The organism is Enterococcus sp. OL5, from assembly GCF_006491895.1.
In the GTDB taxonomy this organism is placed as follows: domain Bacteria; phylum Bacillota; class Bacilli; order Lactobacillales; family Enterococcaceae; genus Enterococcus_D; species Enterococcus_D innesii.
The window spans coordinates 113371-139133 of the sequence record NZ_VHIL01000003.1; the positions used below are offsets into that span (position 1 = coordinate 113371).

28 protein-coding genes are annotated in these 25763 nt (G+C 40.6%); 12 read left to right on the forward strand and 16 right to left on the reverse strand.

The annotated features are described in order from the left end of the window. Window positions 1-5 precede the first annotated feature (5 nt). From FJU10_RS04785 to gnd, 3 genes are read right to left on the reverse strand one after another with little or no spacing between them, the layout of a single operon-like run. Complete coding sequence (locus FJU10_RS04785; protein WP_140965286.1) at window positions 6-1109, reverse strand: iron-containing alcohol dehydrogenase family protein; 1104 nt, start codon at window positions 1107-1109, stop codon at window positions 6-8. A gap of 15 nt (window positions 1110-1124) precedes the next feature. Continuing rightward, window positions 1125-2126 carry a D-isomer specific 2-hydroxyacid dehydrogenase family protein gene (locus FJU10_RS04790; RefSeq protein ID WP_140965287.1) on the reverse strand — a complete coding sequence of 334 codons (1002 nt, stop codon included), beginning with the start codon at window positions 2124-2126 and terminating at the stop codon, window positions 1125-1127. Between the two features lie 11 nt (window positions 2127-2137). Continuing rightward, window positions 2138-3037: a phosphogluconate dehydrogenase (NAD(+)-dependent, decarboxylating) gene (gnd, locus tag FJU10_RS04795; protein WP_081117900.1), complete on the reverse strand. Its 900-nt coding sequence runs from the start codon at window positions 3035-3037 to the stop codon at window positions 2138-2140. A gap of 149 nt (window positions 3038-3186) precedes the next feature. Between gnd and FJU10_RS04800 the strand changes: the two genes are divergently transcribed. Further along, entirely contained in the window at window positions 3187-4038 is an 852-nt protein-coding gene (locus tag FJU10_RS04800) for a MurR/RpiR family transcriptional regulator (RefSeq protein ID WP_005228428.1), read from the forward strand. A 256-nt stretch (window positions 4039-4294) separates the two neighbouring features. Here FJU10_RS04800 and FJU10_RS04805 read toward each other — a convergent pair whose 3' ends face one another. The 3 genes from FJU10_RS04805 to FJU10_RS04815 form a co-directional block, all read right to left on the reverse strand. Next, on the reverse strand, window positions 4295-4666 hold the full coding sequence (locus tag FJU10_RS04805; RefSeq protein ID WP_010749951.1) for a YccF domain-containing protein: 372 nt from the start codon (window positions 4664-4666) through the stop codon (window positions 4295-4297). A gap of 162 nt (window positions 4667-4828) precedes the next feature. Then, window positions 4829-5893 (reverse strand): DUF1002 domain-containing protein, encoded by a 1065-nt coding sequence (locus tag FJU10_RS04810; protein ID WP_081117899.1) that lies wholly within the window; start codon window positions 5891-5893, stop codon window positions 4829-4831. A gap of 177 nt (window positions 5894-6070) precedes the next feature. After that, window positions 6071-7084: an acyltransferase family protein gene (locus FJU10_RS04815; protein ID WP_140965288.1), complete on the reverse strand. Its 1014-nt coding sequence runs from the start codon at window positions 7082-7084 to the stop codon at window positions 6071-6073. 233 nt (window positions 7085-7317) lie between these two features. Here FJU10_RS04815 and FJU10_RS04820 point away from each other — a divergent pair, with 233 nt between their 5' ends. Beyond that, the gene (locus tag FJU10_RS04820; RefSeq protein ID WP_140965289.1) at window positions 7318-8109 is read left to right on the forward strand and encodes a helix-turn-helix domain-containing protein; all 792 of its coding nucleotides are present in this window, start codon (window positions 7318-7320) and stop codon (window positions 8107-8109) included. 46 nt (window positions 8110-8155) lie between these two features. Here the strand turns inward: FJU10_RS04820 and FJU10_RS04825 are convergent, their stop codons facing one another. After that, on the reverse strand, window positions 8156-8824 hold the full coding sequence (locus FJU10_RS04825; protein ID WP_096741662.1) for a CPBP family intramembrane glutamic endopeptidase: 669 nt from the start codon (window positions 8822-8824) through the stop codon (window positions 8156-8158). Window positions 8825-9214: 390 nt separating this feature from the next. Between FJU10_RS04825 and FJU10_RS04830 the strand changes: the two genes are divergently transcribed. The 4 genes from FJU10_RS04830 (at window position 9215) to FJU10_RS18990 (ending at window position 12153) form a co-directional block, all read left to right on the forward strand. Beyond that, window positions 9215-10189: an ATP-binding cassette domain-containing protein gene (locus tag FJU10_RS04830; protein WP_140965290.1), complete on the forward strand. Its 975-nt coding sequence runs from the start codon at window positions 9215-9217 to the stop codon at window positions 10187-10189. Next, a complete protein-coding gene (locus FJU10_RS04835) occupies window positions 10186-10989 on the forward strand; it encodes an ABC transporter permease (protein ID WP_140965291.1) in 804 nt (267 codons plus the stop codon). The genes FJU10_RS04830 and FJU10_RS04835 overlap by 4 nt, the downstream gene beginning before the upstream one ends. A 5-nt stretch (window positions 10990-10994) precedes the next feature. Next, complete coding sequence (locus FJU10_RS04840; RefSeq protein WP_140965292.1) at window positions 10995-11768, forward strand: ABC transporter permease; 774 nt, start codon at window positions 10995-10997, stop codon at window positions 11766-11768. A 217-nt stretch (window positions 11769-11985) separates the two neighbouring features. Next, window positions 11986-12153, forward strand: a complete 168-nt coding sequence (locus tag FJU10_RS18990; RefSeq protein ID WP_189372240.1) for a hypothetical protein — start codon at window positions 11986-11988, stop codon at window positions 12151-12153. A 1296-nt stretch (window positions 12154-13449) separates the two neighbouring features. On the opposite strand, the gene FJU10_RS04845 is transcribed toward FJU10_RS18990, so the two are convergent. The 3 genes from FJU10_RS04845 to FJU10_RS04850 all read right to left on the reverse strand — a co-directional run bounded on the left by FJU10_RS04845 (window position 13450) and on the right by FJU10_RS04850 (window position 14397). After that, window positions 13450-13665, reverse strand: coding sequence for a hypothetical protein (locus tag FJU10_RS04845; RefSeq protein ID WP_140965293.1), 216 nt, complete (start codon window positions 13663-13665; stop codon window positions 13450-13452). Further along, on the reverse strand, window positions 13649-13798 hold the full coding sequence (locus tag FJU10_RS18995; protein ID WP_189372243.1) for a hypothetical protein: 150 nt from the start codon (window positions 13796-13798) through the stop codon (window positions 13649-13651). The genes FJU10_RS04845 and FJU10_RS18995 overlap by 17 nt, the downstream gene beginning before the upstream one ends. A 233-nt stretch (window positions 13799-14031) precedes the next feature. Beyond that, complete coding sequence (locus FJU10_RS04850) at window positions 14032-14397, reverse strand: YopX family protein (protein ID WP_223272981.1); 366 nt, start codon at window positions 14395-14397, stop codon at window positions 14032-14034. Between the two features lie 303 nt (window positions 14398-14700). Here FJU10_RS04850 and FJU10_RS04855 point away from each other — a divergent pair, with 303 nt between their 5' ends. Further along, window positions 14701-15687, forward strand: a complete 987-nt coding sequence (locus FJU10_RS04855) for a choloylglycine hydrolase family protein (RefSeq protein WP_140965295.1) — start codon at window positions 14701-14703, stop codon at window positions 15685-15687. A 119-nt stretch (window positions 15688-15806) separates the two neighbouring features. Then, on the forward strand, window positions 15807-16691 hold the full coding sequence (locus tag FJU10_RS04860) for a hypothetical protein (protein WP_140965296.1): 885 nt from the start codon (window positions 15807-15809) through the stop codon (window positions 16689-16691). 325 nt (window positions 16692-17016) lie between these two features. Here the strand turns inward: FJU10_RS04860 and FJU10_RS04865 are convergent, their stop codons facing one another. After that, the gene (locus FJU10_RS04865; RefSeq protein WP_140965297.1) at window positions 17017-17304 is read right to left on the reverse strand and encodes a hypothetical protein; all 288 of its coding nucleotides are present in this window, start codon (window positions 17302-17304) and stop codon (window positions 17017-17019) included. A gap of 392 nt (window positions 17305-17696) precedes the next feature. Between FJU10_RS04865 and FJU10_RS19280 the strand changes: the two genes are divergently transcribed. The 3 genes from FJU10_RS19280 to FJU10_RS19665 all read left to right on the forward strand — a co-directional run bounded on the left by FJU10_RS19280 (window position 17697) and on the right by FJU10_RS19665 (window position 18483). Continuing rightward, window positions 17697-17759, forward strand: coding sequence for a hypothetical protein (locus FJU10_RS19280; RefSeq protein WP_241508708.1), 63 nt, complete (start codon window positions 17697-17699; stop codon window positions 17757-17759). Between the two features lie 248 nt (window positions 17760-18007). Then, window positions 18008-18259: a tyrosine-type recombinase/integrase gene (locus FJU10_RS19660; RefSeq protein WP_262984553.1), complete on the forward strand. Its 252-nt coding sequence runs from the start codon at window positions 18008-18010 to the stop codon at window positions 18257-18259. 20 nt (window positions 18260-18279) lie between these two features. Further along, the gene (locus FJU10_RS19665) at window positions 18280-18483 is read left to right on the forward strand and encodes a tyrosine-type recombinase/integrase (protein ID WP_262984551.1); all 204 of its coding nucleotides are present in this window, start codon (window positions 18280-18282) and stop codon (window positions 18481-18483) included. Between the two features lie 187 nt (window positions 18484-18670). Here the strand turns inward: FJU10_RS19665 and FJU10_RS04875 are convergent, their stop codons facing one another. From FJU10_RS04875 to FJU10_RS04890, 4 genes are all read right to left on the reverse strand, one after another. Continuing rightward, the gene (locus FJU10_RS04875) at window positions 18671-18934 is read right to left on the reverse strand and encodes a type B 50S ribosomal protein L31 (protein WP_005233979.1); all 264 of its coding nucleotides are present in this window, start codon (window positions 18932-18934) and stop codon (window positions 18671-18673) included. 99 nt (window positions 18935-19033) lie between these two features. Next, window positions 19034-20329, reverse strand: a complete 1296-nt coding sequence (gene rho, locus FJU10_RS04880; protein ID WP_005228301.1) for a transcription termination factor Rho — start codon at window positions 20327-20329, stop codon at window positions 19034-19036. A 2-nt stretch (window positions 20330-20331) separates the two neighbouring features. Then, window positions 20332-21591 carry a UDP-N-acetylglucosamine 1-carboxyvinyltransferase gene (locus tag FJU10_RS04885; protein WP_060791464.1) on the reverse strand — a complete coding sequence of 420 codons (1260 nt, stop codon included), beginning with the start codon at window positions 21589-21591 and terminating at the stop codon, window positions 20332-20334. A 173-nt stretch (window positions 21592-21764) separates the two neighbouring features. Further along, the gene (locus FJU10_RS04890) at window positions 21765-22634 is read right to left on the reverse strand and encodes a class II fructose-bisphosphate aldolase (protein WP_005228297.1); all 870 of its coding nucleotides are present in this window, start codon (window positions 22632-22634) and stop codon (window positions 21765-21767) included. A gap of 415 nt (window positions 22635-23049) precedes the next feature. Between FJU10_RS04890 and FJU10_RS04900 the strand changes: the two genes are divergently transcribed. Next, the gene (locus FJU10_RS04900; RefSeq protein WP_223272973.1) at window positions 23050-23457 is read left to right on the forward strand and encodes a YehR family lipoprotein; all 408 of its coding nucleotides are present in this window, start codon (window positions 23050-23052) and stop codon (window positions 23455-23457) included. A 261-nt stretch (window positions 23458-23718) separates the two neighbouring features. Here the strand turns inward: FJU10_RS04900 and FJU10_RS04910 are convergent, their stop codons facing one another. After that, entirely contained in the window at window positions 23719-25326 is a 1608-nt protein-coding gene (locus FJU10_RS04910) for a CTP synthase (protein ID WP_140965300.1), read from the reverse strand. Between the last annotated feature and the right edge of the window lie 437 nt (window positions 25327-25763).

Below are 25763 nucleotides of genomic sequence, written 5' to 3' on the forward strand. Positions count from 1 at the left end.
TCCTCCTAAACTTCTTTCAAATAGTTTTCTAAATCAAGAACAGCTTCTTTCAAGCGTTCTTTGGTGATTAAGACTGGAATCAAGTGGACTTTTTCTTTCGAATCTATGAACTGCACCAACTGATCGATGACTTGTGCATCTTCAGGAAAAATACCCATTTGATGTAAACTCATTGGTAAGTGCAATTCTTGATAAAAGGGGATCAACTGATCGATGACCGTCCATTTTTCTTCAAGGGCTAATTGATAAAACATCCCATAGGCAACCTTTTCCCCGTGAAGAAAACGATGACTTTCAGGCAGATATTTACTGATGGCATCATGCATCGCATGCGCCGCTGCATTGCGGGCATATTTATCGCCTAGCCCGCCTACCATTCCAGCAACTGCAATAACGATCTCCGACAAGTGACAAAAGGCGTCTGTCACTTCCTGCCGCTTCATATCTTCAATCGCTTGTTTCGATTGTGTCAAAATAGCTGTTTCGCATAATTTTGCTGTATAGCCTGCCATTTGCAAGAAGGGCTCATTTTCCAAATGTGGTTGGGCTAAGATTGCTTCCGATTCAATCCATTTTGCCAACGTATCTGCTAAACCGGCGATAAAGTAGGAGACTGGTGCATCGATCACTAACGTCGGATCGGTAATCAAAAAAGCAGCCTGTCTTAAATAGTGTTCCGACTTTCCTTCAGATTCTCCTGACTCTTTATACATGACAGACAAGGGTGTCCATGGTGCACAATTGCTGGCCAATGTTGGGATCAGTCCAAAGGGTCGATTGACTACATGTGCTGCATACCCCACTAAGTCGGCTAACTTTCCGCCGCCAACCCCCAGAATAAAATCGATCGCCAGTTCTTCAACAAGATCAGCAATCAGTCCAGCGCCATAATAACTACATTCTCCTGTGTAGCGATGATAAAAAATTTCCAAATGCGCATCTTCTAAAAAGGGTAATTTTGGTTTCGCTTTTTCCCAAGAAACCGTTCCATGTACGAGCAGCAGGCGTTTTACTTTGTACTCTTTTAATACTTCCGGCACATAGTCGATCGCGCCTTCATGGTAACGATAAACTTGCGGTCCAACCTTTACTTTTAAATCCGTTAGCACGAGTTTCACTCTCCTTTATACAGCTAAAAACCGACTTTCCGCTTGAACAGCACGGTCTGGCAGCAGTCCCTTAACGATTCGTTCAATATCCGTGACACATTTGTTTCCCATCTCTTCTAAGCATTCCATAGTATAAGCTGATGTATGCGGTGTCATAACTACATTTTCAAAAGCTAAATACGGATGATCTTTATGACCAGGCTCTTCCTCTAAGACATCGGTGGCAAGACCAGCGATTTTCCCACTTTTTAATCCGCTTACAATTGCCTCTTCATTCAAAAGTGCGCCACGGGCACTATTGGAGAGATACACTTGATCTTTCATTTTTGAAATTTCTTCAAAGGAAATCATATGATAATTTTCCTCCGTCAAGTTAGCACATAGACAAATAATATCTGATTTTGCTAGCAGCTCGTCTAGCTCGACTTTTTTTCCGCCATAGCTTTGAATATGCAAAGCGGACTTATATGGATCGTATGCCAAAACCTCGCAGCGGAAACCATTTCTCAATATTTCTACTACACAACTTCCAGTATTGCCGACACCGATCACTCCTACCGTCTTGTTAAATAATGCCCGTCCGACAAAGTCCGCTCGTTTTTCCCATTGATCTTCGCGGACCTTTGTATTCGATTCAACTGTACAGCGCAGAAGCGCCAATAGATTGGTCACATTATTTTCTGCTACTGCATCTCGCTCGACCAAAGCTGGAATGATCGAAACAATCGTTTGGTGGTCCTTCGCTACTTCTAAATCAATATTGTTATAGCCGATCCCGTGGCGTGTGATCAGTAGCAATTCATCTTTGTACTCAAAAAACTCTTTGGTAAAAAACGGGGTAACACTTGCTATAATGATGTTGTATCCCTTAAGCTTTTCTGCTAATTCTTTCCCATTGATTTCGCTATCGAACGTGAAATGACTGACAGTTCCGATTGCTTGCAACCGCTCGATATGTTGCGGAAAGATTTTTCCAAAGCTGCTGGAATTCACTATAGCGATCTTAAACTGTTCCATATTCTTCCTCCTTACTCTTTTGCAACAATCTCATGACCACCAAAACCATTCCTTAGCGCAGAGACGACTTTTGCTGAGAAACTGTCTTCTTCTTGGGACAAATTTCTCATAAACAAACTCATAGCGATCGTCGGTACAGCAACATTCATCTCCAAAGCCGTTTCCACTGTCCACCTAGCTTCACCAGAAGCTGCAACAACCCCGCGATATTCCTCCAACTTAGGGCTCTCATTAAATTGGGCCGCTGCGATTTCCATCAGCCAGCTGCGAATAACAGATCCATGATTCCATACCTCTGCGACGGAAGCCAAATCAAAGTCATAGGCACTTTGTTCAATCAATTGAAAGCCTTCACCGATCGCTTGCATCATTCCGTATTCGATACCGTTATGGACCATCTTTAGAAAATGACCGCTTCCTGATTCCCCTGCGTAAAGGTAGCCTCCTAAAATAGCCACATCTGCAAACAAAGATTCCACTTCTGAAAAAGCGATTTCATTCCCGCCAATCATCAAACATGCATCTTTTCTAGCTCCGGAAACCCCACCAGAAGTCCCACAATCAAAGTAATGCACCTCTTTTTCTTTAAACCAGGCTGCTCGGCGAATCGAATCTTTGTAATTAGAATTTCCGCCTTCAATCACGATATCTTTCGCTGATACAAGGGGCCATAGTTCTTCAAGAATCCCCTCAGTCACCGTTCCCGCAGGAAGCATCAACCATAAAATCTGTCGGCCGCTAAAAGAATTCGTCAAATCAGCTAGCGTTTGATAGAGTGTAATTCCAGCTTCTTGCGCTGTTTTCTGCGCATGTATCGAAAGATCCAGCCCTTTTACTTGATAACCTTGATCTTTTAAATTGAGGGCCAAGTTCAATCCCATTTTTCCAAGTCCGATAATTCCTATCTCCATGACAGCGCCTCCATTTCATACTTTCATTATACAAAAATATTTTTTGTAAACATAAAAAATAAAAATAATTTTTATTTGCTTTTTTTCTTTAAAAGAGGTAACGTAACAATACAAAGATAATAATGTTCATATAAAGGAGGTAACCGTCTTTGACTGTTTCGATTCGCCTGCAAATAAAAACGCTTTATAAAGACTTAAGTCTCAAAGAACAAGCGATTGCCGACTACATTTTGGAAAATCCTAGTAAAGTCAGCCACAGTTCAATCAGTGATTTATCCAATGAATTAGGCATCGCTGATTCGACCTTTTTTCAATTCACAAAAAAACTCGGTTACAACGGATTTAAAGACTTCAAAATGGCAATGCTAATGCAGGAAAATGATTTTTCTGCCATTTCGATCCATGAAAATATCCAGAAGTCTGATAATGAATTGACTATGGCTCAAAAAGTATTTGATTCCAATATGACCACATTGACTGATACTAAAAATCTTTTGAAAGAAGAAGATTTAAAGCTTGCTGCTGCAATGATCAATCAATCTAAACGACTTTTTTTCTTCGGCGTTGGTGGTTCAGAGATCGTGGCAACCGATGCCTATCACAAATTTTTGCGCTCGCCGATCACTGTTTTTCACAGCAGTGATTATCACATCCAACTGATGGAGGCTTCATTGTTGACGCCAGATGATTGCGGCATTTTTATCTCTCATACTGGAAAATCAAGAGAAACCATTGAACTAGCTCAAGTTGCCAAAAACAATGGTGCCAAAATTATCGTCATTACTAGCCATGCTGCTTCCCCTTTAGCCAAACTCGGCGACGTGGTTTTCATCTCTATTTCCGAAGAAACTGAGTTTCGCTCAGAGGCATTGGCATCCAGAATCGCTCAACTGAGCATCATGGATTCCCTCTATGTCATCTTAATGTTTATTAATCGAGACAAAGCGCAACAATCGATTGCCAAAATTCGGCGCTCCATTTCAAAAATCAAAGAACCCTGAGAAGGGAAGAAAAAAACTTAACATTTTTCTGTGTTTCGCTAAATCTTTTGTGAATCACAGTTGATATGCAAAAAAACTTGTGCTTTTTTCTGTACTCTTCTTTGGTTTCTTATCAACTTTTTCAGTTCTGAAATTCAACTGCGGTGAGCCTGCCAAAAATCTTGTCCCTTACTCTTGCTGATGGTCGCAAAAAACCACATCACAAAGCTATCCGCTCTGTAATGTGGTTTTTTAAGACTATCTTTTTTTAGGTAAATCAATAACGACTAGACACAATCTCTGCTCCAAAGGGCATCAACGCTAAGCGCGCCATTTTCAATGATTGCGCCGCAAATGGAATGCCGATGATCGTGATGGCTAGAATGACTGCGCTAGCTAAATGGCCTAAAGCCAGTGGTATACCAGAAAAAATCAACCATAAAATATTTAGAATCACGGACACGCCACCGCCACGGTAAACGATGTCTTTCCCAAATGGTGCGAGTGACAACGTCGCAAACTTAAAACATTGCAGACCAATGGGAATGCCGATGATGGTGATACACCATAAACACCCAGCCAAAAACCATGAGATCGCACCGATCAAGCCGCCAAAGACAAACCAAATAACGTTGCCTAAAAAATTCATCTGATTGCCCTCCTTCTTTTTTTAATAAAGACTGCTCCTGTTTTAGCAAAGAAAGCAGAGGACATCGAAAGCCCTCAGACGTGCGCTATCGTCTGATGCTCCTTCCCCTGCGCGCTTCTCTTTTTTCTTAATACAAGCAAAATGTGTTATTTTGTAAAATGCTTATTGCCCAGAATCAACGGTTGATTCGCTGCTATTGTTGGACTCATTTGAGTCATTGCCGAAGACACCGGTGATCGAAGACCAGATGCCGCTAAAGAAGCTCTTGATATTTTCCCAAAGGCCCTTAGAGGTTTCTTCGATTTGCTTGCGGGCTTCTGATAGATCCAATTCTTTGATGAAGTCATCGAAGATATTGTTGTCTCGCATGTCGCTCATTAAAGAGGTCAATTCAGAAATTTGATTTTCCGTAACGATTCCTTCAAGTCCGTTGTCCTTCAAGGCTTTTTCTACTGTCTCTTGAATGTCTGCTTGAGTCAATTCCGTACCATCTGCGGTTTGAGCAGCCAAATCGGTTTTCGCTTGTTCTTGCGCTGCATTCAATGCTTCATCGGAGTAGCCTTCTTTGTCTTTGTTCTCTTCGGTGATCGTCGAAAGCACATCCATCTCATCTTGAGCTACAGCTACTCGATTCTGATTGATGACGCCGCCTGATTCTTCAACGATTTTGTAAACCCCAGCTAAAGCACCGGAACCGTCGATCGGTACAGCAGAAGCAACCGTTAACTTCGCATCAGTGATCCCTGCCGTCAGCGCCGCATTTTGATACTGGGCTGCGGTGATGCGGGTAATGTTATCTGGTGTCGCGATATCGACAGTGATTCCTGCCCCGCTTTCTAGCGTCTGCATTCTGACCGAGCTATAGACCGCCCAATCTGCGGTAAAGCCACCATCGGGAATGTATTTCATCAAGTCAGTACCGTTTGTCGTATAAATCGGTGTTTCGCCTTGAATGCCCAGGCGTTCAAGTGTGTAGTCTTCTTGTGCTTTCGTCAAGGCATTTCCGATCGCCACGGCATTGACTTGCAAACGATCTGAACTGCTGTCAGAAGTACTCGTCTGACTGTCGGTAGTGGCTGTCGTTGCAGTAGAACTGCTTGTTGCAGTGGAACTGCTGGTCGTTGAATTGGTTTCGTCAGCAAAAACTTGTGGTGCTGCTAATAAAACTTGGCTAGATACCAAGAGAGTCGCTAAAATCATCGCTGGTTTTCGAGTCTGTTTTTTCATCACTATATCCTCCAAGTGTTGATCTCTTTTTCAGGGAGTTTTCCCTCTTACTGCTGTTATTGTACTATAGGTTTTCTTGCAAAGCCTACGTCTAGGGTCTGAAATGAAGAAAAACTTAGAACTCTACTGCTATTTAAAAAAGGGGAAACTTGGTTTTATCCTTGGTACAGCAATACTTTAGACGCTTTTCTTTTCATCAACTGTTTTTTTAGCAAAACCAACAGTATAGGATTTTAAACGGCTGCCCACTTTCCTCAAGCCGAGAAAGGTTCCCGTTAAAGCTATCGTATAAAAAAACAACGGAAACCCTACGAGTGAAAAAAAGACTTTCCCGGATTCCAGAAACAGCGGGTGACTCAGAAAGATCAATCGACTAGCCTCAGCTGCTTGTTTTGCTTGCCAAGTCCGCTTTTGTGGTTGCTGCTTGATCAGCCAAGCAAGGAAAAAAAGAGTCGTCGGCACAAAGAACAGCATGAAATTCTTATCGTCCCCCTGATTGAGATACACCAGTCGACCTTCAATGCCTAATAAACAAAGAGAGACCGCGAATTTTCTGCCAAGATGCTTCGTGAAAAAAGGACGTTTCTGGTGTTCACCTAAACAAAACCCGCACAGCAAAAAAAGAAACCCATAAAAAAGACCGTTTCTCGTTGTAAAAAATAGGGTCCGATAATTTTGATAAAATACCAATAAAGGTCCACTTAAATAACTGCTGTACGTTTCAAGACAGCCAATCACATACAAACTGATCGCCAGTAAAAACTGCCGCCGATAGCCAAGAAAGCGGGTTTTCCGTACTAACCACATGCCAAAGAGCAACGCTGGAAAATACCAAAGATGGTACCAGACCCCTACTGTAAAAAAGCCAGCAGCCAAACCGATGTCCCGTAATGGATCGGCAAGATTTTGCTGCCCTAAATAAACCCAGCCTAAGGGAAGATACACGATCGACCAAGGCAAATAAAGCTTGAGTTGTCGTTTGCACCATTGCTGCCATGAACAGGTGCTCTTTTGAAAAAAATAGCCATTCAGCAGGAGAAAAAAAGGAACCGCCAAACGACATAGGAGACTCTTTAATAGGAAATGAAGGCCACTGTTTTCTGCCAGTCGACCACAATGAACGAGAATCACCAGTAAGGAAGCGATGAATTGGATGTAGCCAATTTGAACCATTGGTTGTTTTGTCTTCATTCGATCGTTTCTCCTTTCTCTGTCAAATTTGATCAACCATCCTTCACTTTACTGGCCCTTTCTTTTTATGACCAGCACGGAAAGCTTCCAGGATAGAAAGACAGTGCAACAAGTAGAAACATTGATAAATAAAGGATGTTACCCTTTGTTGCATCGCTAATTTCATAGATCCTCGTTCGCATAGAAAAGAGTTTGCTATAATATAAGAAGAATGATGGAGGCAAAACAGACACATGGATATTGGGAAAATTATTAAAGAAGAACGCACCAAACGAAATCTCACACAAGAACAAGTGGCGCAGGAATTTTTTGTCACTCGGCAACTAATTTCAAAATGGGAAAACGGCAAGAGCTATCCTGATCTAGATCAAGTAGTCAAGCTGAGCAACTATTTTGAATTGACCTTGGACTATTTATTAAAAGAAGATCAGCAGATGGTGCAAGAACTCAATCTGACCACCCACCGCAAACGAATTGGCCTTGTATTGATCGCCCTTTTGACTGTTCTCAGTATTAGCTTAAGTACGATTTTGCTGGCAGGATTTTGGATCGATCCAGTCTTTTTCACAAAAGAAGACCTAACGATCACTTCTATTAAAAAGTACCACTTGCCTGCCACTGAGATAACGAATCAGGAAACCGGACAAGTGATTCAGCTGCCTGAAGATACGGAATACTTGATCACTTATACGATCGATCGGCCATTGGTAAAAACGGGCCGTCTGTCGGGTTATAAAGAATACAGCAGCGAAAATGCCAGCCAATTAATGGCTTTTGGTCATCGCGGTTTTCATTTTGGCACGCAAACAAGTAAAATCGTCATTCGCAGCAATCGCCAAGACAATTTAGCTGCACCAGAATTAAATGCAGGCAAGGATCTTTATCTTCGTAATATGAATAAAGCACGCGCCTATCAAAAATCTGCAGCAGGTGACACATTTTCTATCGAAGACGAAGGCGATCTCCTCTTTACTGCAGAAGAACTGGAACAATTACCCTTTGAACAAGGACAACTGCCAGAGTAAACAAAAACCACCGAATCGTTTTGATCGGTGGTTTTTTGCTGACTTCTTATCCTAACAAGATCATTGCGATCGCTGCCAAGGCGTTATTGAGAAAATGCATGGCGATGGCTGTTTCTAAGCGCTTAGTTTTTACATAAATCAGCGCCATGATCAATCCCATAGCACCGTAAATTAGAAACTCGACCAGATTGGTGACGGAATGGATGATACTAAAAGCCGCCACACTTGAGATGATCCCGACTATCGGGTATTTCTTGAATAAAAGGCCGATGAATCCACCCCGGAAAACGATCTCTTCCATGATTGGCGCCGCCACGGCGATCAATAGAAAGATCAAAAGCGGATTTTCGCCTGTAAACAGTTCCCCTAACACTGCATCATTGGCGGTCGCTTCTTGATCGGAAATATGCTGCAGATACATGGTACCACCAACAGCAATAACTCGTCCTAAAACAAAGCCACCGATGATCCATAACCAGTTGCGCTTCGTTGACCAGCCAAAGTCAAAGGTGGCAAGTCCTAGCTTCCAAGCCAAATACATCATCAGGCCAATGTTTGCCAAAAGCAAGGCAATCAATCCGTAGCTCATCATCGCAGGAATCCTCGGCTCTCCGGCTTCCAAATAATAGATTTTTACCACACTGAATACGGTCATCCCTACTTGACTAAGTAAGAATAAGCCAATCAAAATAAATAAGTTCTTTACTGCTTTCATGCTCTCCTCCTTTTTTCTCATTGCATTTTGCAGGATTGGGTTACGACAAATCATGACACAGTTCATCACTTGGTTCCCCATATATCCAGAAGCAAGCCGCTATCGGCTTGTTTCTAATGATACTGAGTTTCTTCAGTATTTACAACAAATAAAAAATAAAAACAGTTATTTTGCGTATTTTATCCAATAAACCACGTTTTTTCTTTTGCTGCTCTCAAAAAAATATAAGTAATGTTTGAAAAAAGCGCTCTCTTATGCTACACTGTTCCTACTTTTGTTTGGCTGACGAACCGCTGCCCCAACCATGTTCGTTTGGACCAACTCGTTGCGAGTATTCGATTTCGAATGCTCTTTTTGTCGCGTTTGTCAAAAGAAAGTGAGTGAATCCAAATGATCCAAGTAGAACACCTCAGCAAGACCTTCCAAGTATCCAAGCGAAAAAGCGGCTTTCGCCAAGCAGCCAAAGCCTTTCTTTCTCGTGAAACCACCACCGTCCATGCGTTGCAAGACATCAGCTTTACCATCAATGAGGGCGAAATGGTTGGCTACATCGGGCCTAATGGTGCTGGAAAAAGTACCACCATCAAAATCATGTGTGGGATTTTGACCCCTGATCAAGGCGTTTGTCACATCAATGGTCGTACCCCTTGGCAAGAACGTATCCAACATGTCAAAGACATCGGCGTCGTCTTCGGTCAGCGCAGTCAACTCTGGTGGGATGTCCCCGTCAACGACAGCTTTGATTTGATCCGTGATATCTATAAAGTAGACGCTGCTAGCTATCAGCGCAACCTAGAAGAATTAGTCACCTTACTAGATTTAGGTGAGATCTTAAAAACCCCTGCTCGGTCCTTGAGTCTCGGTCAGCGTATGCGCTGTGAGATCGCCGCCTCCTTACTCCATGACCCCAAAATCTTATTTCTTGATGAACCCACCATCGGTTTAGATGCTGTATCAAAAATTGCTGTGCGTCAGTTCATCAAAAAAAGAAACCAAGAAAAAGGCACCACAGTTATCCTGACGACCCACGATATGCAAGACATCGAGGCGCTGACACAACGAATTCTGTTGATCGGCAAAGGGCAAATTTTGCTGGATGGTCGCCTCGATGAACTAAAGCATCGTTTTTCTGATGTCAAAACGCTGGAGATCGACTATCAAGGGAAGGAGCCCCATCTGCCAGAAAATGTCCAGCTGCTTCAAAAAGACGTTGGTCGCTTGGTTCTGAAGCTTAATCCCAAAGAAGTGTCAGTCGCTCAGCTCCTCAGTCTGCTCAGCAATCAAGTCGAGATCACCGATTTGGCCGTTGCCAGTATCACCGCCGAAGAAATGGTCGCCAAGCTGTATCAGGAGTATCAAATATGAGGAAGTATCAGGCATTTTTCCGCATTCGCTTTATCAATACCTTGCAATACCGCTCGGCGGCGATTGCCGGGATGGCTACACAACTAGCTTGGGGCTTGATGGAAATTCTGGCATTCCACGCCTTTTACCAAGCAGATCCTAGTTCCTTTCCCATGACCTTTCAACAAACCGTCTCCTATGTTTGGCTCCAGCAAGCCTTCTTATCCTTATTTATGTTGTGGTTCTTTGAGTCAGAAATTTTCGATACCATCACCACAGGGTCGATCGCCTACGAACTTGTGCGGCCGATGGATCTATACAATCGCTGGTTTTGCCAGTCGGCTGCCAATCGCTTAGCAAAAGCCCTCTTGCGTTGCGGACCAATTTTTGTGATTGCCTTTTTACTGCCAGCCCCTTATCGCTTGATTCTGCCAACAAACGTCGCTGCCCTGTTCTTGTTTCTTTTGTCTATGGTGCTGAGTTTAGGTGTAGTGATCGCTATGTCGCAGCTGGTCTACATCTCAACTTTTTATACATTATCCTCCATCGGGGTGCGGATCGTCATCAGCTCCATCGGTGAATTTTTAGCTGGCGGGGTCATTCCTCTGCCTTTCTTTCCGCAGCCTTTTCGCCAATTCGTGGAACTATTGCCTTTTGCTTCCATGCAAAACGTCCCGCTGCGAATTTACAACGGGGATCTGACTGGCTTTGCGCTTGTTTCCGCATTGCTCTTACAAGCGTTTTGGCTCGTACTTTTGATCGTGATCGGAAAAATTTGGCTGCAGCAGGCACTCAAGCGTGTCGTTGTGCAAGGAGGTTAAGGAATATGGTTTATTGGCATTATTTTTGTATCCATCTCAAAAGTCAGATGCAGTATAAAGTTTCCTTTATGTTAACTGCTTTGGGACAATTTCTAGGTTCCTTTACTGCTTTTTTAGGCATTTGGTTTATGTTTACCCGTTTTCATCAAGTGGATGGCTTTACCTTTGAGGAAGTCCTGCTTTCCTTTGCGACGGTTTTGTTTGCCTTTTCGATTGCGGAATGCTTCTTTCGCGGGTTCGATCTTTTTCCACAAATGATCAGTAATGGCGAGTTCGATCGGGCACTCGTGCGCCCCCGCTCCTTGATCTTTCAAGTCTTAGCTTCCAAAATGGAGTTCTCGCGTCTCGGTCGTTTTATTCAAGCCTTGCTGTTGTTTGCGTATGCGATTCCCAATAGTGGAATTGCTTGGCATTTTGGAAATGTCCTGACTCTTTTTCTAATGATCGTCTGCGGCGCCCTCTTTTTCGCCCTATTGTTCTTAGTGTATGCTGCCATTTCCTTCTTTACGATCCAAGGACTTGAATTTATGAATATTTTTACCGATGGTGCCCGAGAATTTGGTCGCTACCCATTTAGTATCTACGGAAAACATGTCTTGCGTTTGTTGACCTACGTCGTGCCGATGGCTTGGTTTCAGTATTACCCGTTTTTGTATGTCATTGGTCTCGTAACTAATCCTTGGTGGATCTTATCGCCGTTGGTTTGTCTGCTCTTTGCCTTTCCCGCCTTCTTCTTTTGGCGAGTAGGTTTGAAGAATTATATTTCAACGGGTTCATAAGCCTCTCCCTTATTAAGCATCTTGCGGGAAAAGAGCGTCACTTTATGGGTGATGCTCTTTTTTTACTTTCCAATAGTTGTGAAATTGCTTCGCTTTTTTGATTGCATAACTACACCTGTCTTATGCAGTAAATAATTATTGTTTTAAAGACAAAAACTGGCTAGGAAAAGCCGCCAATCTCTGGTAAGATAAATAAAAACGTAAAAGAGGACCAGTTATGGAATATTTAGCGATTTTACTTGTTTTCTTTCTATTGAATGTATTGATACTTGTACTAGGATTGAAGAAGAAACGGATCATGCTGCTTTTTCTGTCGCTTTCTGGTTTATTATTGGTGTGTTTGATCGCTATTTCTTATGTTTTCTTCTATTCAAATACACTTTAAATCGTCTAAATCACGGTAGCTGGCTTCAAAATAACCGTAGCTAATTTACTCATTATCCCCTGTTTAGAAGCAGTAGGACATACCAAAATTGCGTCCTGCTTCAAAAAATCGCTGCTTTTTCGATCACTTAATCTGCCGAAAGTATCATATACGCGTTCGTTACCGCCTCGTCTTTCCAAAACATTTTGCAACCCATAGAGTTAGGCACTCAGTCTTCCGACTGCATGATGGAACATTCGTATGGAACGAGTTTGTTTAAATTACACCTAAATAAAGAGGCTTTGACATAAGTCCATAAAAGAAAACCGCAAGAAATGAAGAGAAAGCGTTCATTTCTTGCGATTTTTTTCGGTAAAATAAAAAGGAGCACCGGTTGCCGCCAATGCCCCATCATTTAATCCTGAAGGACTAAACAGAACGCAGTTTTCTATTTATAGCAAATTTGTTATCTTTAGGGCGAAGATTTTGATCAAAACAGCCATCGAAATCTTGTTTATAGTGTACTTAGCAAGAGATTTTGGCATAGTAATTTTAATCATGTAATTCTATTTGCCTTATAAAAAAATATCTCTTACTTACTAACATTTGTAAATACCATTTCATTAGACATTCAAGGTGTTTATTTCTTTTGTGCACAATCCCACTATAGTTAATTATTTGCGAAAAAGTACAGAAGCTAAAAAGGTAGAGAGAATGAACTATTTGACATTAGGTTATGATTAGAATCTTTTTGTTACACATAAAAATTTTCCGACAATCAAAATATAAATATTCATTGTCGTGAATAGTGCTAGAATAAGAAAACTGAAGAGTATCAGGTACACTTCCCCAAGCATTCCGGCCTAATACTCCTCAGCTTCTTTTGCATGCACTTACTAATTTAAATCCTAAACTTAGCTACTGCAAGCAATTAAAAAAAAATCCCCCTCGTTTGAGGAGGACAGAAAAAAGGATGTAATAATAGTAAGGTTATGACTATTATTCATAAATACATTATATAAGAAGAATAATTTTTTTCAATAACATCCATTATCTTATTTTTGCGAAATTTTGCTAAATCGGGAAATTCCAAGAAAGCATTTTGATACTTCCAATACAAAATCATGGTTGAATTTGGAATAAAAAGTCTTGGGACATAACACAAAACCCCCTCATAATGAGGGGGCCAAAGTAAGGAGATTGTGACTAGCACTAATCTATGTTCTATCCGTGACTTAATTATATAACATATTTCCACGAGTTCCTACACTTTCAATTATCCTGTTTTTGCAAGATTATACTTATCCAAGAAAGAGTCTACCATGGAAGCTTATTATCGTTCATCGCTCGTTCCAATTCCTTAACTATATCAGAAACCTGACTGACAATACCGTCAACCATTGTTCCCAATACTTTTTGCATCGGTTTGATTGTTGCTTCGCCACATAAACCATCCATTACACTAGAATAATATCCTCCTCTAGATTTAAGCCCCATTTGGATTGTACGAATAATGTCAGATCCAATTATCATCTAGCAAAACTCTTAATCTTGCAGCTTGAGTAATTAGTTCTTCAACCATACTAAGTTTGTCACGAGGAATTGTATTGAACATTTGTTGAAGACGATCCTTTTCTTCTGTCACACGCTTTTCCATGTCATCCATGTAATATGTAAGCGACATCCAAGTACTTTTATTATTGAACTTAGCTTCTAAACAGCAGGTGGATTTTTACCATTTTCAATGCTTCCATAATAATTACTAGAGATTCCTAATTGCTACATCAACCTGGGTCACCCTATTTTCAAGCCTCTTGCTTCATTCTCGATTCAATTAGCTTAGAATCCAAAATAATCGCCTTCTTTCTATTTTCAATGTGTAGGTCTAGAAAGATAATTTTAGATTTCATCGGCCGGCTCCAATAGTTCTGGATTCTCGTATATGTTGCCGATTTTCTTTGCATCATCACTCACATTAACTAAAGGTTTGTAGTAACCATGTCTAATTAACTCAGTAATAAATTGGCCATTCACAAACATTACTAGGCGATTGTTTGCATTCTTTTCAAAATAAGTATAGAAGATAATATCCCCTTCGAAAATCTCCACGCCGTTGTTGTCTTTCAAGCCTGGTGATTGCATGTGTTCAATTTCTTCGAACCACCGCCAAGCGGCATTTACATTTATCATTCCGTATTCAAAGTCGATACTTTCAAGCGGCATCATAGATTCTAACCCTTTATCCCAAGCTCTTAATTTTGGTATATCTTATCCCTCATCTTCGATTGCATCATCCTCCACTTCAAAATATTCGGTTTCACCAACACCTGACCAAGTCGTTTCAATATCCACTCTTATTTTTCTGACCATATAATCGCTCCTTCTCTTCAATTTCTTTTGTTTACTGTCGATGATAACAAGCTATCAAAATCTAAAATTAGTAAATACGCTCTTTTTTTTCATTACCCTTCAACTTTTTATTATAAAATACACATTTCCATCTATACAAAACCTACGTATGATAAAATCAGAATCGAACTAGAATTAATCCGAGGAGGTAGATCAACAATGTGTACAAGCTTAACTTATGAAGCAAAGACCCATACATTCTTTCTTGCAAGAACAATGGATTTTGGGGTTAAGTTAGAAGGTAGACCTGTCGCAATCCCTAGAAACTATGTGTGGGAAAGACAAAATGGCAAAGAAATTAAAACAAGATACGGTTTCGTCGGAACTGGACGTAAATTGGATGGGTACTTTTTTGCTGATGGTGTGAATGAATTTGGATTGTCGGTGGCCGAACTATATCATCCAAATGAAGCAACCTATCATGATTCTAAAAAACCAGGCAAGCTTAACTTAGCTCCACATGAATTCATAATGTGGGTGATGGGAGAAAATAAATCCATTGCCGAAATAAAAGAAAATATCGGCGGTGTCCGATTAATCAATAAAAAAGTCTCACTGTTGGATGATGTTCCTCCACTACACTACATCATTACCGATTCCACTGGAGAGTCGATTGTAATCGAGACCGAAGATAAAGAGCTAGTCATCAAAGAGAACCCAGTAGGAGTAATGACAAATAGCCCAAAATTCGAATGGCATTTAACAAATTTAAATAATTTTCTCTCGTTAAAACCAACAAATGTAAAAAATAGACAAGTAGGCGAACTCACCCTACATCCTTTCGGTCAAGGTTCAGGAACATTCGGATTGCCAGGCGGCTTTACTTCTCCTGAAAGATTTGTTCGAACAGTCTATATGAAACACTTGATCAAACAAGCTGCTGATTCCACTGAAGCCGTAAATACGATATTGAAAATTTTAAACGGTGTGACTATTCCAAAAGGAGTAAATATCAAGGACGATGGACTAGATGATTACACACAATACCGAGCAGTAATGGATGCTTCAAACAAAATCTATTACTTTAACCCATATGATACAAATAGCATTTTTGCAGTTAAACTAACGGAAGAACTATTGAATGCAGTAGAACCTACTGAATTCCTTTTTGAAGAAGAACTTCAGATCCAATTTATGAACTGCTAAAAAGGTGGCTTTTCTAAACTAGAATCCTTTATAGGGTTCTTTTTTTCTATTTCGTCGGATAGCTGACTTATAAAATATCTTTTATTTGCTATAATTAAAGTAAAAAGCAGGTGTAAAGAATGGATACTGCATCAAAACTTCGATTGCTCAAAGAAAAAAATTTACTCAAAGACCAAACTCATATAGAAGTGATGCATCTATTAACAGACTCAAAGCTTATTGAAAAGCTGACGAGTATTGAACATAAAAATCTATTGAGTTATATCTGGAATTTAATCGGAATAGCAGAAATCCCGAATTCAATTTACCTAGAATACACACAAAACTTATTGCTCTTTATTAATAAAAATTTATCCACTGACAAAGGTTTTTCTTACACCGGATCAATTAATGATATTGTTCCTTGTTACAATGCAATGATTTTTGAAGCTTACTGCCGACTTGGTTTACATCAATCTACAGAGGCTCAAAATGCGCTTTATTGGATTAAAAACTATCAAGTTTTTGATCGTGTTACGAAAACTACTTGGCCGTACAGTGGTATTTGTAAACATGGCGGATGTATGAATAATGTTCCTTGTTATATTGGTATAGGTAAGACAATCCGAGCATTAATTACCTATCGTGAATTTTCTCCTGTTCCAGATAAAGAGGTAAAACATTTAATTCATATCGGATTAGAATATATGTTACAGCACAATATGTTCCAACGCCTAAGTAATCGTCAACCGATTAGCGCCCATATTACCGACATTATGTTTCCTCAAAGTTATATGCTCTCCTTTACGGATCTTGTTTATATAGTCAGTAAAACAAATAGTTTTAATCGACCAGAAGTTTCCCCACTGTTGGAAGTGCTCCGAAAAAAACAAACATCTTCCGGTGGATGGAAAACTGATTATAACTATTCTTATAACGGCTATACTCCATTTGATAACAGAAGAAAAGATTCTGAATGGATAACTGCACTATTCTCTAACTGGTTAGGATCCATTGTTTTATGACCGCTTCACAGTCAACTATTTTGGTGGATTGCTGACTGCTCAAACTATAAATCTTTCTATCATTTTTGTCATATCAGACTATTTTTCTCCTCTATAATCTATAATCATATCTATAAAGGAGGCGGTTTCTTTGAAAAAAGTTCCTAAAGCATTTAAATGGGTTGGTGTATTCTTAGCGGTCCTCTTTATTCCTGCTTTCGCTACTTACGGCATTGATAGGAAGAAAAAATAAGCAGAATATACCTACAAAAGGTAACTCTTGAGTTGCCTTTTTGTTTTCTCAAAAAACTGGTATTTAAGTTGTTAATCTCTGTCACTATTGTAATTAGTTTTTGTTACTAGAAAGGCTCTCGTCAGCGAACAAGAACGAAGAAGAACCCCAGCGATCACCTCGCCAGTAGTTATACTTTCCGCTTAATTCTGGGTATTCACTACATTTAACAGTGTAATTTCCCATGTAAGTTCCGTTATAATACCCATCTGGCACATTTTTGTACATTGATCTATCCTTTTCATTTTCGTAGATAGCTTCTCTATATTTAATGAAAACTTTGTCGCCCTTTTCCAAACGCATTAACGGTCTCGAAGAATCATATTCAAGTTCTGATTTCATTCTTATCCCTCCTATTATTCTATTTCTTCCACCAATCAACTATTCTGGTGGATTACTGATTAATTATAGTTAAAAAGGTCTTCGACAATGGTATTGAAAAAAACCAATATCAATAACTTTTTGTTGAATAACCTTCATTGATTCTTCAGGATAGCTCCAGTGTTGGCAATACACACCGCCATAACCGTTTGTACCGTTAGCGAAAGTTCCTAGCTGTATGTATTCATGCAAGTCCTTCTCCAAAGCTTGTAACGTACCGTCTTCTGAGAACCAACGCTTGAAGTTTAGGTATCGCTAAACGTAAATGTAGCCATTCTTGATAACAAAGTGGGTAGTCTCCGTAACTTCATCGTGACACTTAAAATATTCAAAAAGTTGCTATAGACAAACACATTCTCCCTTTATTTGGTCATATCCGAATGAGTAAGATTACTATTCAATTTTGCCAAAAATAGGTAAATCATTGGTTTAGTTGCTATAAAAAGTACTCCAACTTAATCGGTATCACGGCATCAGTATTCAATTATGCTATCAATATCCGGTTACTCAATAATAAGCCAATGGATGGTGTAATTCGACCTAAGAAACAGCAAAAAGTAGATGAAGAGGACTACATCGCACCTTTCTATGATCGTGAACAGTTGCTTACTTTTTGTCGGTGGTAATAGAAGTAAAAGAAAACTATTCAGAAAAATTATTTGTGATGTTTCGCATTCTTGGGTATACGGGTCTTCGCAAAGGAGAATTGCATACCTTACGTTGGAAAGATATTGATTTCGATAAGAAAACTCTTACCGTCAAACAAACACTAGCAACTATTCAGAATTGGGAGTTAGTTTTTCAGCCGCCGAAGACAAGAAAAAGTATTCGTACTATCTCTTTGGATGATGAGACGCTGGGTCTGATAAAAAATGGAAGTTACACCAACAAAAATTTCTTTTTCAGTTTGGCATAAACTCATTATCTCAAGAGCAATTGCTCTTCCCTTCTACTGAAAACAAACCGCTTTATCTAGATTACCTGAACCATAATCTTTCAAAAATCCTGAAAGAAAACATTTTACCTAAAATGACTGTCCACGGATTTAGACATACTCATTGTAGTTTACTTTTTGAAGCAGGTGTTTCAATAAAAGACGTGCAGGAACGAATGGGCCATACTGATATTAAACTACTATGAACATATACGCTCACGTAACTGAACAAAGAAAAGAAAAAACTGCTCATGACTTTGCAAACTTCATGGCAAACGGCAGCCCAGATCCAGATAAAAATACTAGGGGTAGTCAAATGTAAAAAAAGAGGTTTCCCTATAAATAGGAAAACCTCTAGAAAGCTGATAAGACAGCCCTTGGACAATGTTTGTCTTATTCTGCAGCGTTTGTGTCTTTGAGACCGTATTTTTTGTTGAAACGGTCCACACGTCCGTCTGCTTGTGTGAATTTTTGACGTCCAGTGTAGAATGGATGTGAATCAGAAGTTACTTCGACACGGATCAATGGATACGTGTTGCCGTCTTCCCACTCAACAGTTTCTTGAGAATTCTTTGTAGAACCTGATAAGAATTTGAAACCAGTAGTTGAGTCCATGAATACAACTGGATGATAATCTGGATGGATATCTTGTTTCATTTCTTCTTCTCTCCTTTGCCCTGGCTCATTTGCTTCACCAGAGTTGATTTGTCGATTTTACAACATGACTATCTTACCATGTTTAGTTTTTAGATGCAATTATCTTTTTATATTTCTTTTTTGCCGCTTGTCTCCGAAATGGACATCATGAAAAGCCGCTAAAAACTCTTCATTGTTCTTCGTTTTGCGCAAGAATTGAATGAATTGTTCTGTGAACTCCAAGGAATCCCCTAACATGTTGTTGCGCAAGCGCCAAGTTTCTTCCAATTGTTCACTGCTCATCAGCAATTCTTCTTTACGGGTACCAGATTTCTTGATGTCGATCGCAGGGAAGATTCGACGTTCTGCTAAGCTGCGAGAAAGCTGCAGCTCCATATTGCCGGTTCCTTTAAACTCTTCATAGATGACATCATCCATGCGGCTACCGGTATCCACCAGTGCTGTGGCAAGAATCGTCAAACTGCCGCCTTCTTCAATATTACGGGCAGCACCAAAAAATTTCTTTGGTTTGTACAAAGCAGCTGGATCGATCCCGCCGCTTAGTGTACGTCCGCTTGGAGGTACCACTAAGTTGTAGGCTCTTGCCAAACGAGTGATACTATCCATCAGAATCACGACATCACGCTTGTCTTCTACCAAACGCATCGCTCGTTCTAGTACCAATTCAGAGACACGGGTATGATTGCTAGGCTGCAGGTCAAAGGTTGAAGAAACAACATCGCCTTTGACACTGCGTTCCAGATCAGTCACTTCTTCTGGGCGCTCGTCGATCAAAAGAACGATCAATTCCACCTCAGGATAGTTGTCAGTGATCCCATTGGCAATTTCTTTCAATATACTGGTTTTCCCAGCTTTAGGCGGAGCAACGATCAGTCCCCGTTGTCCAAAACCCACTGGCGACAGCATGTCGATCATCCGAGTAGAAAGGCGTCCTGACGTTGTTTCTAATTTTAAATGACGATTCGGATAAAGCGGCGTCAACGCTGGAAAATGCGGACGCTCTTTGGCATCTTCTGGATCTTTGCCATTAACAGACTCAACGTGCATCAATCCATAATAGCGCTCAGATTCCTTGGGCGGGCGCGCCTTACCGGCGACTTTATCGCCATTACGCAAACTAAACCGACGAATCTGTGACGAAGAAATATAGATATCTTCTGCACTCGGTCCGTAGTTGATTGGGCGTAAAAAACCGTAGCCTTCTTGGCCTACGATATCCAAGATTCCTTCCATATAAAAGAAGCCTTGTTTTTCCGCCTGCGCCCGTATCACAGCCAATGACAATTCTTTTTTATTCATTTGGCTGTAATAAGGAATTCGAAACTCTTTGGCAAAGGTGTAGATTTCTTTTAAGGTTTTGTTTTCCAACTCTGCCATCGTAAGATAATCGCTCATAATTACTCCTCTATCATTTGAATATCAGCTCCAAGAGCCGTTAGTTTTTCGATGATATGATCATAGCCGCGCAAAATGTACTCGACATTAAAGACGCTGGTCGTGCCAGTCGCCATCAATCCGGCAATGACAAGGCAAGCTCCTGCTCGTAAATCAGAAGCGACAACTTCTGCTCCGTGCAATTGGCTTGGTCCGCTGACAAAAATCATGTTGCCTTCTGTCGTTGCTTGTGCGCCCATTCGTGCTAATTCAGGAATATGGTTGACCCGTTTGGCGTAAATCGTGTCCATGATTTCCGACGTTCCTTTTGCTTTTAGCAATAATGGTGTGATCGGCTGTTGCAGGTCTGTGGCAAATCCTGGATAAGGATAAGTTTTCACAGTCGCTGGTTTCAAGTCTTTTGAGGGATGCACATAGATTTCATCTTCACTAATATCCATTCGCACGCCGATTTCTTCCAATTTCGCAATGTAGCTTTCTAGATGCTCATAAATCACATTTTTGACAGTAATGCCTTCCCCCGCTGCTGCGGCTAAAGAAAGGTAGGTTCCTGCTTCGATCCGATCTGGAATGATGGAATGACGACAACCGTGCAATTCTTCCACGCCTTCGATACGAATTTCATTGGTACCTGCACCTCTGATTTTCGCTCCCATATTATTTAAAAGGGTGGCAACATCAATGATCTCAGGTTCCCGTGCGGCATTTTCAATGATCGTTTTGCCTTTGGCTTTTACTGCTGCCAGCATCACATTGATGGTTGCTCCGATGGAGACCATATCTAGGAAGATCCGTTCGCCAGTCAAGCCTTCTTCTTCGGTACGCAAATACATAGCACCATGTTCATTGGTGACTTTTGCGCCAAGTGCTTCGAAGCCTTTAATATGCAGATCGATGGGTCGCGGGCCTAAGAAGCAGCCGCCAGGCAATCCAACGACGCCTTCACCAAACTTCGCCAACAATGCCCCCATGAAATAGTAAGAAGCTCGTAGACTATTGATTTTTCCGTTAGGCATCGGGATCGAAACGATGTTTGTCGGATCGATCTCAAGCGTATTGTTTTCAAAATGGGTCTTCACACCCATGATTTCGATAATCTCAATTAATGAGTGCACATCTTGGATGTCAGGCACTCCTTCTAAAATGACCGGTGAATCAGCTAAGATCGCTGCCGGGATCAATGCGACTGCACTGTTTTTTGCGCCGCTAATGGTGACTTCACCTTTTAAGGGACGATTGCCGTTGATGACAATTTTTTTCATGGAATTCCACCTATACTCTTTTTTAATTTATGTGTATCATTCCAATTTTAGCACAGATCCCTCAAAGAAAAAAGATGCAGGATATTTTTGATCCCCGCATCAAGAATATTTTCTTGGAAAACAAAAAAACTCTTAGAATCAGTGATTCTAAGAGTTTTGATCTTTGATTAAGATTAAGCTTTACCAGCTGAACCGAACCAGTCGATGTGTTCTTCTGCATCTTTAACGATTGCAGCAACACCTGGTGCTAATAATTTACGAGGGTCGAATCCTTTACCTTCTTTATCTTTGCCAGCTTCGATGTATTCACGAGTTGCTTTAGCAAATGATAATTGGAATTCAGTATTTACGTTTACTTTAGAAACACCCATTGAGATTGCTTTTTCGATTTGGTCTTGAGGAATACCAGAACCACCGTGTAATACTAATGGTACATCAGAACCTACTGCATCAGCGATTGCTTGTAAGTGGTCAAAAGCAAGGCCTTTCCAGTTTTCAGGGTATTGACCGTGAATGTTACCAATTCCGCAAGCTAGGTAATCAATACCAGTTGCAACCATTTGTTTACATTCTTCGATGTCAGCTAATTCGCCAGAACCGATGATTCCATCTTCTTCTCCGCCGATTGAACCAACTTCACACTCCACAGAAACGCCTTTTGCGTGTGCTTTTTCGACAACTTCTTTAGCCAATTTCAAGTTTTCTTCAAATGGTAAGTGAGAGCCATCAAACATAACAGAAGTGTAACCAACTTCGATACATTCCATTGCTGCATCATAATCACCATGGTCTAAGTGGATTGCAACTGGAACAGTGATGTTCATTGAATCAACCAAGTTTGTAACGATGTCTTTAGCAACTTTGTATCCGCCCATATATTTGGCAGCACCCATTGAAGTTTGGATTAGAACTGGCGCTTTTTTCGCTTCAGCAGCTTTTAAAATCGCTTGTGTCCATTCTAAGTTGTTTGTGTTGAATCCGCCGACTGCATATCCGCCTTGACGAGCAGCTTTTAAGAATTCAGCTCCTGATACTACTGGCATAAAAAATTCCTCCTAAGTTTTGAAAAACTTTATTTGTTAAGCAATGCTTAACCGACAATGCTATTTTAGCAAAGATTTGCGGTATTTGCTACTAAAAAGAGGAATTTCTCTTTTCAAAAAAAGATTGCACAAATATAAAAATCCAGCATTTTCATCATCTTTTCTGAAAGTCTACGATTCTGTAAGGTTTTGCTCTCCTATAAGCGGTCGTTAGATAACAAATCAGCATGTGAAAATTCGAGAAAAATTTCACATATTTTTTCGTCATTTTATCATAATTTTCCAGTAAATCCTTCCTTCTTCTCCTCTGAGCATAAGAATAGCCTTGTGAAAGCGGCTATATTATTATGTAAAAAAGGAGGGATAAAATGAAAAAGCGCTTATTGGATTTTTGGCAGTCATCGGGGTTCTTTTCTTGGCAAGTTGCAGCTCGGGGGCCAAAGAAGAAACCAAAACATTCACAATGAATCAAAATGGGGTTTCGATGGAACTGGTCTTCACTTATGAAGGCGATAAAGTAAAAACTCAGACTGCGAACAATGTCATGCCTTATTCAGCAATTGGGGTAACGACCAAAGAAGAAGCACAGACGGTACTTGATCCGATCGCAGAACAGTATCAGCAAGTCAAAGGGTTGGACTATTCCCTCGACTATACAGATAGTGAAGCGACTGAATCCTTGAAGATCAATTACGACGAGTTGGATTATGATTCAGCAAAACAATTGCCTGGGGTTAGTTTTGAAGGAAATACCGAAAATGGGATCAGCATGGAACGTACAGAGGAAATGCTCTTGGATCAAGGGTATAAATTAAAAGAATAATTCTCTCTAGGCACCAGCAAATCAACACGCGTTTCCGCTGGCGGATTTCATTCGAACTGTTAGCGAAAAAAATAATGCATCAGCCTGAAACTTCCGGTCGTTTTGACGGAAGTTTTTTGTATGCAGAAACAGATGATTTCCACCAACGCTCACGCAAGTGTCAACCTTTTACGGATTACTGGGATCGCGCAACTCAAAAAACTCCCCATCTTGAGATGAGGAGTTTCGCACATTCATTTTTTGGTTTTCGGCTAGCGATTATTACGCTTGACGGTTGTCTAATGAAGCACCAACAAATGCTTTGATCAAGCGTTGTGGGCGTGTTGGACGAGAAATCAATTCTGGGTGGAATTGGCAACCCACGAAGAATTTGTTTTCTGGAATCTCAACGATCTCAACCAAACGATTGTCTGGTGACACACCTGAGAAGACCATACCATTTGCTTCAAAGATTTCACGGTATTTGTTATTAAATTCATAACGATGACGGTGACGTTCTTGAACAACTTCCTCCCCATCATAAGCTGTAGCTGTTTTGGTGCCTTTTTTCACTTTACATGGATACAAGCCTAAACGCAATGTTCCACCTAAGTTTTCGATGTTTTCTTGGTCAGCCATCAAGTCAATGATGTTATTGGCTGTTTCAGGATCCGTTTCTGCGGAGTTGGCATTTTCCAAGCCAACGACATTGCGGGCATATTCCACACAAGCCATTTGCATCCCTAGACAAATCCCTAAGAATGGCACATCATTTTCCCGAGCATAACGGATCGCTTCGATTTTCCCTTCAATCCCACGATCACCAAATCCACCAGGAACAAGGATCCCGTCTACTTCACCTAAGTAAGACTCCACATTTTCCCGTGTGATTTCTTGGGCTTTGATCCAATCGATCTCGATGTCTGCATCAAAGGCAAAACCAGAATGTTTCAAGGCTTCGACAACTGATAGATAAGCATCTGGCAATTCCACATATTTTCCGACTAATGCGATGCGTACTTTTTTCTTCAAATTCAGCACCTTTTCTTCCAATGCTTGCCATTCAGTCATGTCAGCAACTGGTGCGGTCAGTTTCAAATGATCACACACGATTTGATCCATGCCTTGCGCTTGCAGTGCCAATGGGATCGAATAAAGGGTCTCAACGTCACGAGATTCGATCACGGCTTCTGGTGCCACATCACAGAATTGTGCCAATTTGTTTTTTGTTGATTGTCCTACGGGTTGTTCTGTCCGAACGACCAAGATATTTGGTTGAATCCCTAAGCCGCGCAGTTCCTTCACACTGTGTTGGGTCGGTTTGGTTTTCATTTCGCCCGCTGCTTTCAAATAAGGAATCAGCGTCGTGTGGATGTACATCACATTGTCTGAACCTACGTCTGCTTTCATTTGACGCAAAGCTTCTAGAAACGGCAATGATTCAATATCCCCTACTGTACCGCCGACTTCTGTGATGATCACATCTGAATCAGTCATTTTGGCTGCCCGCATGATTTTTTCTTTGATCTCGTTGGTAATGTGCGGGATCACTTGAACAGTCGCGCCTAAGTATTCTCCTTTACGCTCTTTCCGCAAAACTTCTGAATAGATTTTTCCAGTTGTTACATTTGAGTATTTGTTCAAATTGATATCGATAAAGCGTTCATAGTGACCTAAGTCTAAGTCGGTCTCTGCTCCATCATCGGTTACGAATACTTCACCATGTTGGTATGGGCTCATCGTTCCTGGATCGACGTTGATGTACGGATCGAATTTTTGAATGGTTACTTTCAAGCCGCGATTTTTCAACAGACGTCCTAATGATGCTGCTACGATCCCTTTACCAATAGAAGAAACCACACCGCCGGTTACAAAAATATATTTTGTCATAAACTGAAAAACTCCTTTAATCTATTTTACAGGAAAAGCATTTAGAAAATAATAAAAGCTCCCTATCCATAAATGAATAGGGAGCGAAAATTCTAAATCACTTTCTGACTCTTGTAAAGAGTGCCCAAACAGAATGATACATTCTCACCTAGCAAATGTCAAGAAAACTTTATCTGATTTTTTCAGAAAAAACGGAGGTTTCCAAACGAAGCGCTTTACGCTTCGATGCAGCTAGTTCCTCCTTTTTCACGCCGGCATTCTAAGGTTACTCTTTCTTAAACAACCTTCATGTTTTCTGCACAACTTTTTGCAATTTTTTCATTGCTTCTTACGAAATCGTTGAACTCTCTTTGGCATAATACAAAGTGTAGATGAAGTCTGGCGCTTTACTCGTTTTGGTAAAAATGATCGGAACGTATTTCTGGTTATTTTTGGCA

Coding starts and splice junctions, on each gene's coding strand:
- FJU10_RS04790 (WP_140965287.1), bottom strand. CDS start 2,126: ATGGAACAGTTTAAGATCGCTATAGTGAATTCCAGCAGCTTTGGAAAA.
- gnd (WP_081117900.1), bottom strand. CDS start 3,037: ATGGAGATAGGAATTATCGGACTTGGAAAAATGGGATTGAACTTGGCC.
- FJU10_RS04805 (WP_010749951.1), bottom strand. CDS start 4,666: ATGAATTTTTTAGGCAACGTTATTTGGTTTGTCTTTGGCGGCTTGATC.
- FJU10_RS04810 (WP_081117899.1), bottom strand. CDS start 5,893: ATGAAAAAACAGACTCGAAAACCAGCGATGATTTTAGCGACTCTCTTG.
- FJU10_RS04815 (WP_140965288.1), bottom strand. CDS start 7,084: ATGAAGACAAAACAACCAATGGTTCAAATTGGCTACATCCAATTCATC.
- FJU10_RS04820 (WP_140965289.1), top strand. CDS start 7,318: ATGGATATTGGGAAAATTATTAAAGAAGAACGCACCAAACGAAATCTC.
- FJU10_RS04825 (WP_096741662.1), bottom strand. CDS start 8,824: ATGAAAGCAGTAAAGAACTTATTTATTTTGATTGGCTTATTCTTACTT.
- FJU10_RS04830 (WP_140965290.1), top strand. CDS start 9,215: ATGATCCAAGTAGAACACCTCAGCAAGACCTTCCAAGTATCCAAGCGA.
- FJU10_RS04835 (WP_140965291.1), top strand. CDS start 10,186: ATGAGGAAGTATCAGGCATTTTTCCGCATTCGCTTTATCAATACCTTG.
- FJU10_RS04840 (WP_140965292.1), top strand. CDS start 10,995: ATGGTTTATTGGCATTATTTTTGTATCCATCTCAAAAGTCAGATGCAG.
- FJU10_RS18990 (WP_189372240.1), top strand. CDS start 11,986: ATGGAATATTTAGCGATTTTACTTGTTTTCTTTCTATTGAATGTATTG.
- FJU10_RS04845 (WP_140965293.1), bottom strand. CDS start 13,665: ATGATAATTGGATCTGACATTATTCGTACAATCCAAATGGGGCTTAAA.
- FJU10_RS18995 (WP_189372243.1), bottom strand. CDS start 13,798: ATGGATGACATGGAAAAGCGTGTGACAGAAGAAAAGGATCGTCTTCAA.
- FJU10_RS04855 (WP_140965295.1), top strand. CDS start 14,701: ATGTGTACAAGCTTAACTTATGAAGCAAAGACCCATACATTCTTTCTT.
- FJU10_RS04860 (WP_140965296.1), top strand. CDS start 15,807: ATGGATACTGCATCAAAACTTCGATTGCTCAAAGAAAAAAATTTACTC.
- FJU10_RS04865 (WP_140965297.1), bottom strand. CDS start 17,304: ATGAAATCAGAACTTGAATATGATTCTTCGAGACCGTTAATGCGTTTG.
- FJU10_RS19660 (WP_262984553.1), top strand. CDS start 18,008: ATGTTTCGCATTCTTGGGTATACGGGTCTTCGCAAAGGAGAATTGCAT.
- FJU10_RS04875 (WP_005233979.1), bottom strand. CDS start 18,934: ATGAAACAAGATATCCATCCAGATTATCATCCAGTTGTATTCATGGAC.
- rho (WP_005228301.1), bottom strand. CDS start 20,329: ATGAGCGATTATCTTACGATGGCAGAGTTGGAAAACAAAACCTTAAAA.
- FJU10_RS04885 (WP_060791464.1), bottom strand. CDS start 21,591: ATGAAAAAAATTGTCATCAACGGCAATCGTCCCTTAAAAGGTGAAGTC.
- FJU10_RS04890 (WP_005228297.1), bottom strand. CDS start 22,634: ATGCCAGTAGTATCAGGAGCTGAATTCTTAAAAGCTGCTCGTCAAGGC.
- FJU10_RS04910 (WP_140965300.1), bottom strand. CDS start 25,326: ATGACAAAATATATTTTTGTAACCGGCGGTGTGGTTTCTTCTATTGGT.